General features: G+C 73.4%; 11 protein-coding genes. 9 read left to right on the top strand and 2 right to left on the bottom strand.

The genetic code is table 11. The features are described 5' to 3' along the window. Window positions 1–64: 64 nt before the first annotated feature. Together KBY19_RS06450 and KBY19_RS06455 are read right to left on the bottom strand one after the other, a co-directional pair. Window positions 65–763 carry a response regulator transcription factor gene (locus KBY19_RS06450; RefSeq protein ID WP_099883787.1) on the bottom strand — a complete coding sequence of 233 codons (699 nt, stop codon included), beginning with the start codon at window positions 761–763 and terminating at the stop codon, window positions 65–67. Further along, window positions 760–2,142: a sensor histidine kinase gene (locus KBY19_RS06455; RefSeq protein WP_185018043.1), complete on the bottom strand. Its 1,383-nt coding sequence runs from the start codon at window positions 2,140–2,142 to the stop codon at window positions 760–762. Before KBY19_RS06455 ends, KBY19_RS06450 begins: the two co-directional genes overlap by 4 nt. A gap of 168 nt (window positions 2,143–2,310) precedes the next feature. Between KBY19_RS06455 and KBY19_RS06460 the strand changes: the two genes are divergently transcribed. The 9 genes from KBY19_RS06460 to KBY19_RS06500 all read left to right on the top strand — a co-directional run bounded on the left by KBY19_RS06460 (window position 2,311) and on the right by KBY19_RS06500 (window position 10,103). Next, complete coding sequence (locus tag KBY19_RS06460) at window positions 2,311–3,255, top strand: ATP-binding cassette domain-containing protein (protein ID WP_180289749.1); 945 nt, start codon at window positions 2,311–2,313, stop codon at window positions 3,253–3,255. Then, window positions 3,242–4,105 carry an ABC transporter permease gene (locus KBY19_RS06465; protein WP_210965342.1) on the top strand — a complete coding sequence of 288 codons (864 nt, stop codon included), beginning with the start codon at window positions 3,242–3,244 and terminating at the stop codon, window positions 4,103–4,105. The genes KBY19_RS06460 and KBY19_RS06465 overlap by 14 nt, the downstream gene beginning before the upstream one ends. A gap of 168 nt (window positions 4,106–4,273) precedes the next feature. Beyond that, window positions 4,274–4,399 (top strand): lasso RiPP family leader peptide-containing protein, encoded by a 126-nt coding sequence (locus KBY19_RS06470; protein ID WP_107488709.1) that lies wholly within the window; start codon window positions 4,274–4,276, stop codon window positions 4,397–4,399. A 245-nt stretch (window positions 4,400–4,644) separates the two neighbouring features. Further along, window positions 4,645–6,633 (top strand): asparagine synthase-related protein, encoded by a 1,989-nt coding sequence (locus KBY19_RS06475; RefSeq protein ID WP_210965343.1) that lies wholly within the window; start codon window positions 4,645–4,647, stop codon window positions 6,631–6,633. Continuing rightward, complete coding sequence (locus KBY19_RS06480) at window positions 6,630–6,896, top strand: lasso peptide biosynthesis PqqD family chaperone (RefSeq protein WP_185018045.1); 267 nt, start codon at window positions 6,630–6,632, stop codon at window positions 6,894–6,896. Before KBY19_RS06475 ends, KBY19_RS06480 begins: the two co-directional genes overlap by 4 nt. Further along, complete coding sequence (locus tag KBY19_RS06485; protein WP_210965344.1) at window positions 6,893–7,399, top strand: lasso peptide biosynthesis B2 protein; 507 nt, start codon at window positions 6,893–6,895, stop codon at window positions 7,397–7,399. Before KBY19_RS06480 ends, KBY19_RS06485 begins: the two co-directional genes overlap by 4 nt. Beyond that, window positions 7,386–8,363 (top strand): ATP-binding cassette domain-containing protein, encoded by a 978-nt coding sequence (locus KBY19_RS06490; RefSeq protein ID WP_099883799.1) that lies wholly within the window; start codon window positions 7,386–7,388, stop codon window positions 8,361–8,363. The genes KBY19_RS06485 and KBY19_RS06490 overlap by 14 nt, the downstream gene beginning before the upstream one ends. Continuing rightward, window positions 8,360–9,208: an ABC transporter permease gene (locus KBY19_RS06495; RefSeq protein WP_099883801.1), complete on the top strand. Its 849-nt coding sequence runs from the start codon at window positions 8,360–8,362 to the stop codon at window positions 9,206–9,208. The genes KBY19_RS06490 and KBY19_RS06495 overlap by 4 nt, the downstream gene beginning before the upstream one ends. 163 nt (window positions 9,209–9,371) lie before the next feature. Further along, complete coding sequence (locus tag KBY19_RS06500) at window positions 9,372–10,103, top strand: phosphatase PAP2 family protein (RefSeq protein WP_210965345.1); 732 nt, start codon at window positions 9,372–9,374, stop codon at window positions 10,101–10,103. The last annotated feature ends 143 nt before the right edge of the window (window positions 10,104–10,246 follow it).

Consider the following 10,246-nt stretch of genomic DNA (forward strand, 5'->3'; position numbering starts at 1 on the left):
CGCGAGGTGGCGGGTTCACGAGGCGGTGGCGCGGTGGGGCACCGGTTTCCGGCCGGTGCCCCACTCATCTCCCTGTCGGCTTCGATGCGGAAGGGGTGACGAGGCCGTGCTCGTACCCGGTGATCACGAGCTGGACGCGGTCCCGGGCACCGAGTTTGTCGAGCAGCCGTCCGATGTACGTCTTCACCGTGGCCATGGACACATGCAGTTCGGCGGCGATCTCCGTGTTCGACAGGCCCTGGGTCACCAGCAGCAGCACCTCGCGCTCCCGGCCGGTCAGCGGGGCAAGGCTGTCGGAGACAGCGGGCACGCCCTGCGGCTGGCGGCAGAACTCCGCGATCAGCCGCGCCGTGACGCTCGGCGCCAGCAGCCCCTGCCCCGCCGCCACCGTACGGATGGCCCGCACCAGATCGGCGGGCGCGACATCCTTGAGGAGGAAGCCGCTGGCCCCCGCCCGCAGCGCGGCGAACACATACGAGTCCATGTCGAACATGGTCAGCACCAGCACCCGCACGCCCTCGGCCTCCGGATGCGAACGGATCAGCCGGGTCGCCTCGATACCGTCGAGACCGGGCATCCGTACATCCATCAGCACCACATCCGGGCGCTCCCGCAGCGCGGACCGGACCGCCGCGTCACCGTCCTCGGCCAGCCCGACGACCTCAAGACCCGGTTCGGCGTTCACCAGCACCCGAAAGCTCTCGCGCAGCAGCTCCTGGTCGTCGGCGATCAACACCCGCACCGGTTCGGGGGATTCGCTCATCTCGACTGTGACGCCTCCTGATCCGTGTCCTGCACCGGCTCCGACGCGGAGCCGTTCTCGCCGGGCGCGTCCGGGGCCGCCGCCCGCGCCGCCTCCTGTGGTGCAACCTGTCGAGGCGGCAGCGGGATGCGGGCACGCACCACGAAACCGCCACCCGGCAGCGGACCCGCCGTCAGCTCACCGCCGTACATCGCCACCCGCTCCCGCATGCCGATCAGCCCGTGCCCCGCCTGCCCGTGGCCCGTACCGGCTGCGTTCCGCGGCTCCCCCTCGGTAGACATCCCGTGCGCCACCCGGTGCGCCACGCCCTTCCTGCCATGGCTCTCCCAACGGCCGCCGTCGTCGAGGATCTCCAACCGCAGCTGATCGCGACCGGCGAGCAGTACGAGTCGGCAGTAGCAGGGCGCCGCGTGCTTGATGACGTTCGTCAACGCCTCCTGCACCACCCGGTGCCCGGCCCGCGCCACCCCGTCCGGCAGCGCGCCGAGCCCCTGCGCACTCAGCCTCACCTCCACGCCGGCCTCGCCCGCGCGGTGCACCAGCGCCTGGACGTCCGCCTCATGGGCCAGGCTCCGGTCCGGGTGGCGCGGCCCTTCCGTACCGTCGGGCTCGTTGCGCAGCAGGCCCAGGATGCCGCGCATCTCCTGGAGCGCCGTACGGCTCTCCTGGTCGATCACGCGCAGCGCCTCGGTCGCCTCCTCGGGCGCCACCGCGGCCACATGGCGCGCGACGCCCGCCTTCACCGCGATCACCCCTACGTGATGCGCGACCACGTCGTGCAGCTCGCGTGCGATCCGCAGCCGCTCCTGCGCCACCGCGTTGAGCGCCAGCTGCCGGGCGGCCCGCTCGGCATAGGCGCGCCGCTCCCGAATGGCCTGCCCTGAGGCCCAGGTGAGCCCGCACACGATGAGGCCGGACAGCCGGACGGGCAGCCCCGTGCCGAAAGCGGCGGACGGCGCGCCGCCGACGACGAGCACGAGCAGGATCAGGGCGCTGCCGCCGACGACGATCCACCGCGCCGCGCGACCGGCCTTCGACGTGCTCACGGCGACGGCGTACAGCGCGTACGCCACCGCCAGGAACGGCTCCAGGACGATGTCGAGCACCGCGCCCGCCGCCGACGCCGCCACGACGACGAGCAGCACGGTGCGCGGCCACAGCCGGCGCACGGCCAGCGGCAGACTCATCGCGAGGAACAGCGGCAGATGGGAGGCGACGGGTGCCGGATCCCCGTGCTGCACGGGGGACAGCACGGGGTAGCCCACGGCGAAGGCCAGCGCCGCGGCGCCGTCCCACGCCAGGAGCTGCCGCCGGGTCAGACCGTGCTGCGCCCAGCCGCGACGCTGCCCTTCCCTGCTGTCCTCGGAGTCACCGGCCACGCGCACACCGTAGCCCGCACCCGGCCCCGCGCACGTCGGACCACGGTCGGTCAGACCACGGTAGGAAGCCCACCGCGCCGATCCCGGCCGCCTCCACCCCCGGTCCCCTTCGGCATTTCGGAGCCCGGTCCGATGTGCGCGGGCGCTGTCCCCGGCCATGCTCGACGGGTGATCGAAGTCCAGCATCTGACCAAGTCCTACGGCCCCACCCGGGCCGTCGACGACCTAAGCTTCGTGGTGCGGCCGGGAAAGGTCACCGGCTTCCTCGGCCCCAACGGAGCCGGCAAGTCGACCACGCTACGACTGCTCCTGGGCCTGGGGGAACCGGACGCGGGCCGGGCCCTGCTGTTCGGCGAGCCTTACCGGGAGCTGAGCGACCCCCTGCTGCGGGTCGGGGGGCTGCTGGAGGCCAAGTCGACCCAGCGCACCCGCAGCGCCTACCACCACCTGCTGTGGCTGGCCCGCACCCACCGCGTCCCGCCCTCCCGGGTGCGGGAGGTGCTCGACATGGTCGGCCTCCGGGAGGTGGCGCGGCGCAGCTCGGGCGGCTTCTCGCTCGGTATGTCCCAGCGGCTGGGCATCGCCGCCGCACTGCTGGGCGACCCGGACGTGCTACTGCTGGACGAGCCGGTCAACGGGCTCGACCCCGAGGGCGTGCACTGGCTCCGCAATCTGCTCAAGGAGCGGGCCGCCGCCGGGCACACGGTCCTGCTGTCCAGCCATCTGATGAACGAGATGGCCGTCACCGCCGACCATCTGATCGTGATCGGGCGCGGGAGGCTGCTGGCCGACAGCAGCCTGGCCGACTTCACCGCCGAGCACTGCCGCAGCGTGGTCCGCGTCCGCAGCCACGAGCCCCAGCGACTGCGCGTCCTGCTGCACGAGTCCGGTGCCGAGGCCGCACCGGAGCCGGACGGCACCCTGCGCGTTACCGGGATGGAGAGCCGCGAGGTGGCGAAACTGGCCCGCGCCCACGACATCGGAGTCGACGAACTGGCGGGGGAGTCCACCTCACTGGAGGAGGCGTTCTTGGAGATGACAGCGCGCGAGACGCAGTTTGCCGCCGGCAGCGCCGCAGGTTCGCGGAAAGGTGCCCGCCATGACGTCCTCTGAGGCCCCCGCCACCGCCTCGGGCCCCGCTGAAAGCTCCCGAGCCTCCGGCTCCTCCGGGACCACCGCCCGCCCCGCCGTGCGCGGCAACACCATGCCGGCGGCGATCCGTGCGGAGTGGACGAAGGTGCGTACGCTGCGCTCCACCCTCGCCGTGCTGGCCGCCACCTTCGTGGTCAGCGTCGGGCTCGCGCTGCTCTCCGGTATCTCGGTCGGCAACGCGCTGGACGCCGACAACGGCAGGGTGCGCCCGGACTTCCATCCGGTGGACTCCGGCTTCAACATCGTCTGGTACACACAGCTGGGACTCGTCGCCTTCGGAGTGCTGCTGATCACCGGCGAGTTCGGCAGCGGCATGATCCGGGTCTCCCTCGCAGCGGTGCCCCGGCGCGCCCGGCTCTATCTGGCGAAGGCCGCGGTATGCGTCGCTGTGACGCTGCCCCTGGCAGCGGTCACCGTGGTGCTCTCCTTCCTCCTCGACCAGGCGGGACTCGGCGAGTACGGCGTCCCGCTGGACGAACCCGGCGTGGTGCGGGGCATGGCGCTGGGCACGGTGTATCTGACCCTGATCGCGCTGCTGGCGTTCGGTGTGGCGACGGCGGTGCGCTCCACGGCGTTCGCGCTGGGGTCGATGTATCTCTTCCTGTTCGCCCTCTCACCCCTCAGCCAGGCCGTCCCCGGACTGAAGGAGGCCGCGCGCTATCTGCCCGACAAAGCCGGAATCCAGGCACTGAAGGTGGGCGCCGACGCGGATCCCTCCCTCGGGCCCTGGGGCGGCATCCTCGTGGTCGTCGGCTGGACGGCGCTCGCCCTGCTGGCCGGCTGGCTGGCCTTCCGGCGCCGGGAGGTGTGAACAGGAATCCGGCGATACGGAGGTGAAGGAGCGCATCGGGACATATCAGGGACCACTGTCCCGACTCACCAGGACACAAGGGGCCTTAACTTCGGTGATGTTCAAAGGTTACGGCGGTGCGTCGGCCGACATCGCCCGACCGACCGATGACTCACAACGGAGGACCCCATGGAGCACACCTACGAGCCCCCGGCCCTGATCGAGCTCGGCGACTTCGAGGAACTGACGCAGTGCCTGCCGTCGGGCGACTGCCCCGATTTCCTCGGCTGCGGCCGCGCGCTGTGGTGCATCTGACGTCCGACCAGCAGCACGGCTGAGCTGATGTCGCGCAGTGGCCGGGAAGCGACCTTCCCGGCCACTGCCTGTCAGGCCCACTGGCTTCCGGCCCACTGCCTTCCGGGCTGCTGCTGCCGGGTGTCCGCTCCGCAGCGGGTCCCGCAGCTCGCACCGCGATGCCCCCGCAGGTGACACCAGGAGGTCCGCTGCGGGCCTTGTCGGAGGCCTACACCTGTCGCCATGTATCAGGAGACGCGCAGGACATGGACTTTCTCATTCTTCCCGACCACCCAGCCGCCCAGGACATCGTCGCCCGTACCCCCGCACTGGCCGCTGCCGAGGTGATTCCGCATGCCTCCGGCCGCCCCTGGCTGCTCCTCCGCCCCTTGTGGGCGGCGGCGGACGAGAAGGCGGGCGGCGAGGCGGGCGGGCGCGGGGACATGGAGCGCCCCGGCCCCGGCCCCGGTCCCCGCCCCGGGCCCGGGACAGGGGAGGGAGCCGGGGGCCGGGTGCGGGTCTTCGGCTCCGGGGCACGGCGGCTGGCGGTGCTCGGGCACACCCGGCCCTCGGCCGAACGCCTCCAGCATCTGCTGGACCAGGCCGGATCGCTGTCCGCCCTCGATCACGCCGCCCGGTCGTCGGCGGGCTGCTGCCATCTGGTGGCCAGCTTCGACGGGCGGGTGCGTGCTCAGGGGACGCTCTCCACCGCACGGCAGCTGTTCACCGTCCGGGTCGCGGGTGTCACGGTCGCCGCAGGTAGCCCCGCACCGCTCGCCGCGCTCACCGCAGCGCCGTGCGACGAGACGGCCTTGGCCTGCCGACTGCTGACGCCGTACGTGCCGTGGCCGCTCGCCAGCCGTTCGGTGTGGCGCGGAGTGCGCGCGGTCACTCCCGGGCACTGGCTGGAGCTCGCACCCGACGGCACCGCGCGGGAGCGGCGCTGGTGGCAGCGGCCCGCGCCCGAGGTCCCGTTGTCGCAGGCCGCGACAGCGGTACGGGATGCGCTGCGCGAGGCCGTACGGGTGCGGGCCGGGGCGGTGGGCACGCTCAGTGCGGATCTGTCCGGTGGGCTGGACTCCACCTCGCTGTGCTTCGTCGCCGACGATGTGGCCGCCACCACGCACACCTACCACGCGGTTCCGCTCGATCCGCGCAACCCGGACCACCGTTGGGCCCGGCGGGCAGCAGCGCGCTTCGGCCCCACCGTGCACCACACCGACCTGCCCCACGACCACTCCGCGCGACTGTTCGGCCTGGCCACCGGCGACCCCCTCGCCGACACCGCCGGCGCCGACGAGCCCGACGGCGGGGAGGGCCCCTTCAACTGGCGCTGGGGCGGCCCCCATCTGCGGGCGCTGTCCCGGACGGCGGCCGAGGCGGGCTCCCGGCTGCATCTGATGGGGCTGGGCGGCGACGAGCTGTTCGGTCCGCTGCCCAACGGGCTGTGGGCGATGCTCCGCACCGAGCCCCGCGCCGCCCTCCCCCAGATCCGTCGCCGCCAACTCCTCAACCGCTGGTCGCTGCCGGCCACCGTGCGTGGGCTGGCGGACCGCTCGGACTTCCCGGAGGCGCTGCGCGGCCTCGCCGGGCGGCTGACCGGCCCGCCGCCGCAGCGCTGGCAGGTCGGCTTCGGCTGGACAGGCGAGTCGCGGATGCCCGCGTGGAGCACCCCGGAGGCCGTCGACCTGGTTCGGGGGGCGCTGCTGGCCGAGGCCCGCGCGGGGACCCCGCCGTTGGACGGTGACCGGTTCGGGCACCAGGTGCTGGAGTTCCTCGCGGTCGAGGGCACCACCATCCGGCAGACGGCGCGGGCCATGGCGCGGTACGGGATCGCCTGGGAGGCACCGTTCCTCGACGATCGGGTGATCGAGGCCGCGCTGTCGGTACGGCTGTCCGAGCGGATGCCGTCCGGCCGGTTCAAACCGCTGCTGACAGCGGCGATGCGCGGCGTCGTCCCGCAGGAGATCCTGGAGCGCACCGACAAGGGCGAGTTCAGCGCCGAGTTGTACGAGGGCCTGGCGCGGGGCAAGGAGGCGGCCGTCGAGATGTGCGCCAGGCTGCGGCTGGGCGCCCGTGGTCTCGCCGATCCCGATGTGCTGCGTACGGCGCTGCTCAGCCCGTCCGACGAGGGCCGCTACGCGGCGCACCTGGAGAGCACCGCGGCGGTCGAGGCCTGGCTGCGCTCCCCGCACACCGACCCGGCGCCACTGGCCGGGTCCGGGCCGACGATCCCGCTGAAGGAGGCATCATGACGCTCGCCCTGCCCCGCGAGGTCATTCTCACCGAGACCGAATCCGGAGTGGTGCTGCTCAACGAGAAGGACGGCCGCTTCTGGCGGCTGAACGACTCGGGCGCCACCGCGCTGCGGTTGCTGCTGGAGGGCCGTACGCCCCGGGAGGCGGCGGAGGAGCTGAGCGCCGCCGGCCCGCAGTTCCTGGAGCGGGCCACCGCCGATGTGCACGGGCTGGTCGATGCGCTCAGGAGCGCCGGTCTGCTGATTGCGGAGGCGCCATGAGCCTGCCGGGAGTGGGGGAGCGCGCGGTACGGCTCGCGCCGCACCGGCAGGTGGAGGCGCGGCTGGCGGTCGGGGCGGCCCGGCTGCTGGGGAAGCTGAAGCCGGGGCGGCTGCGCCGCGTACTGGCGGTGCTCAGCCGTGGCGCCCGGCCCGCCGGGCGGGCGCGTGCGCTCCGCGCACGGCAGGCGGCCGTCTCCGTGAGCGTGCGCTGCGCCGGGCTCGGCTGTCTGCAGCGGTCCGTCGCCGCGGCGCTGTTGTGCCGGCTGCACGGCGAGTGGCCCGACTGGTGCTCGGGCTTCCGCACCAGGCCGTTCGGGGCGCACGCGTGGATCGAGGTGGACGGCGAACCGGTCGGTGAGGGCGGGGCGATCGGTGCCTTCCGCACGGTGCTGGCCGTACGCGCCGATCCGGTGCCCGGGCGGGTGTCTCGGGCGGAACGCCTCCGCGGTGGGCGGTCCGTCCGCCCGGGTGAGGGAGTGGGTGAGGGGTATGGCCGCGGTTGAGGAGTTCGCGGTCCGCACCGTGGACCTGGGCAAGACGTACGGTGACGCGCCCGCGGTCGTCGGCCTCGATCTGGCCGTGCCCCGAGGGGTGACGTTCGGCTTCCTGGGGCCGAACGGAGCAGGCAAGACCACGACCATCAGCATGCTGTGCACCCTGCTGCGGCCCACCGCCGGGCGGGCCTTCGTCGGCGGGTGCGACGTGATGGCCGAGCCGCACGCGGTACGGGAGCGGATCGGGCTCGTCTTCCAGGAGACGACGCTCGACCTGGATCTGACGGCGCGGGAGGCGTTGCGTTTCCACGCGGAGCTGTTCGGGGTCCCGTGGCGGGAGAGCCGGCGCACGGTGGCGGCGATGCTCGACCTGGTGGGCCTGACCGCGTGCCGGGACCGCCCGGTGCGGGAGTTCTCCGGCGGGATGCGGCGCCGGCTGGAGATCGCCAGGGGGTTGCTCACCGCGCCGCAGGTGCTCTTCCTGGACGAGCCGACCACCGGGCTCGATCCGCAGACCCGCACCGTCATCTGGGAGCATCTGCACCGGCTGCGGGAGGAGCGGGGCATCACCCTCTTCCTGACGACGCACCACCTGGAGGAGGCCGAGCACTGCGACCGGCTCGCCATCATCGACGACGGTCAGGTCGAGGTGGAGGGCAGCCCTGCCGAGCTGAAGGCGGAGGTGGCGCGTGACACCGTGCTGCTGCGTACCCGGGACGACGCGGATGCGGTGCGCCTGGTGCGTGAGCGGTTCGGCACAGAGGCGTCGGCCGGTCCGGACGGGGTGCGGCTGAGTGTGGCGGACGGCGCCGCGTTCGTCCCGAAGTTCTGTGCGGAGGCGGGCATTCCGGTGCTGTCGGCGACGGTGACCCCGCCCTCCCTCGACGATGTGTTCCTGCACCACACCGGGCGCACCATCCGAACCGAGCGCAGCGGTCCGCCGACCGTCGACGACGTGGGGAGGCGGCGATGAGCGCCGTTGCGGCACTACCGCACAGGGCCGGGGTGCGGCGTGGCCGTCCCGCTCGCGAACTGCGGGCGGTGCGGGTGCTGTGGCACCGCGAGATGGTGCGGCTGCTGCGCACCAAGGTGCAGATCGTCATGGGACTGGTGACACCCGTGATGTTCCTGCTGGTGATGGGCACCGGCCTGGAGTCGATGGGCACCACGGCCGGGGACTCCTTCGAGCAGTTCCGCAGCTTCCTGTTCCCCGGCGTCCTGGTGATGGCGACCCAGGCGCCCGCACTGGCTGTGGGCCTGTCCGTGGTGATGGACCGGCAGAGCGGGATGCTGCGGCAGGCGATGGTCGCGCCGGTCCACCGGGTCAGCCTGCTGCTGGGCCTGTCGCTGGGCGGCGCCACCTGCGGTGCCGTCTACGGCGGGTTGGTGCTCGCCATCTCCGGCACCGTCGGCATCGCCTATCACCCGCTGCTGCTGGTCGCCCTCCTGGAAGTCGCGGTCATCGCGCTGCTGTTCACGGCGGGCGGCATGCTGGCGGCCGTCACCATCCAGCGCATCCAGACCTTCCAGGTGCTGATGGGGCTGGCCCTGATGCCGTTGATGTTCCTGTCCGGAGCGATGTTCTCCCCCAGCGGGCTGCCCCGCTGGCTGGGCGTGGTGGTCCACCTCAACCCGCTCACCTATGCCGTCGACGCGGTGCGCCGCACCCTGCCCGGCGAGCTCGACATGGGCGGCTATGCGGGCCCGCCGCAGATCGCGGGGTGGACTCCGCCGGTCGCGCTGGAGGTCTGCTTCGTCACCGTGCTCGCCGCCCTGATGCTGGTGGTGGCGGCCCGGCGCTTCGCCCGCCGGGGGTGAGCCCACCCCGCGGCCCGGCGCGCCGGTCCCGGCCGGGAGCGGGAGCCGCAGACAGGCGCGCGGACCCTGACGAACGACCAATGGCCAGGGTGACGAACGACCGACAAGAAGGCCGACGTTCGGCCCGCGACCAGGGAGCGGAGCCGCCCGTAGCTTCGCTGCCATGTCCACGGAACGAGGAATACGACGGCGGTCGCCTGCGCGCGGGCCGCTCGGAGCGGTGGCGGCGCTGGTCGTCGGCGGTGCGGGAGTCTGGGCGCTTACGCCCGGCGGGCTCGGTCAGGAGGACCCCGTACGGGTCACGGGCGGGGCATCGGCCTCCGGGTACCGCGAACTGAGCGAGGCCGCGGCCGACGGCCCCGAATGGCTGGGTGTGCTCTTCGAACTGGCCACCGAGGGCACCCTGATCGCCCTCGGCCTGCTGCTGCTCCGGGTGGGGTGGCGGGGCTGGTGCGGGTCGCGTGCCAAGGACCCGCGGCTGGTCGGCGCGGTGCTGACAGGCGTCGGCACCGTCGTGGCGTACGCGGCGAGCGAGGCGCTGAAGCTGGTGGTGGACCAGGAGCGGCCGTGCCGGGCGCTGGCCGGGGCCCACCCGCTGGCGGAGTGCCCGCCACCGGGTGACTGGTCGTTCCCCAGCAACCACGCCACGCTGGCTGCCGCGCTGGCCGTGGGCCTGGCCCTGACGCTGCCCCGCCTCGCTGCCGTGACGCTGCCGCTGGCGGTCGCCGGGGCGCTGCTGCGGGTGCTGGTGGGGGTGCACTATCCGCACGATGTGCTCGCGGGCGCACTGCTGGGGGCCGCGGTCGCGGGTGCGGCGGTGCTGCTGCGGCCCCGGCGGCGCGCCGCGGCGCCGCCGTCTTCGACCCTGCCCCGGAAAGAGGGTGCCCCTTCCTGACGATTGTCGGCCGCCGGCGCGTCGTGGCTGGTCGTGCCCTTCCCCCCGTCCCTCAGGGGGCGCGGCATCACGGCGGGGGCGGTGGCACCAGCCCCGCCTGGTGGGCCACCACGGCGGCGGCTGCGCGGTGGTCCACGCCCACC

Source organism: Streptomyces sp. B15 (assembly GCF_018070605.1).
GTDB lineage: Bacteria > Actinomycetota > Actinomycetes > Streptomycetales > Streptomycetaceae > Streptomyces > Streptomyces smyrnaeus.

What these genes read in the sequence shown, in the direction of transcription:
- KBY19_RS06470 (WP_107488709.1), top strand. Translation starts at nt 4,274, where the DNA reads ATGGAGCACACCTACGAGCCCCCGGCCCTGATCGAGCTCGGCGACTTC.
- KBY19_RS06450 (WP_099883787.1), bottom strand. Translation starts at nt 763, where the DNA reads ATGAGCGAATCCCCCGAACCGGTGCGGGTGTTGATCGCCGACGACCAG.
- KBY19_RS06465 (WP_210965342.1), top strand. Translation starts at nt 3,242, where the DNA reads ATGACGTCCTCTGAGGCCCCCGCCACCGCCTCGGGCCCCGCTGAAAGC.
- KBY19_RS06475 (WP_210965343.1), top strand. Translation starts at nt 4,645, where the DNA reads ATGGACTTTCTCATTCTTCCCGACCACCCAGCCGCCCAGGACATCGTC.
- KBY19_RS06490 (WP_099883799.1), top strand. Translation starts at nt 7,386, where the DNA reads ATGGCCGCGGTTGAGGAGTTCGCGGTCCGCACCGTGGACCTGGGCAAG.
- KBY19_RS06500 (WP_210965345.1), top strand. Translation starts at nt 9,372, where the DNA reads ATGTCCACGGAACGAGGAATACGACGGCGGTCGCCTGCGCGCGGGCCG.
- KBY19_RS06495 (WP_099883801.1), top strand. Translation starts at nt 8,360, where the DNA reads ATGAGCGCCGTTGCGGCACTACCGCACAGGGCCGGGGTGCGGCGTGGC.
- KBY19_RS06485 (WP_210965344.1), top strand. Translation starts at nt 6,893, where the DNA reads ATGAGCCTGCCGGGAGTGGGGGAGCGCGCGGTACGGCTCGCGCCGCAC.
- KBY19_RS06480 (WP_185018045.1), top strand. Translation starts at nt 6,630, where the DNA reads ATGACGCTCGCCCTGCCCCGCGAGGTCATTCTCACCGAGACCGAATCC.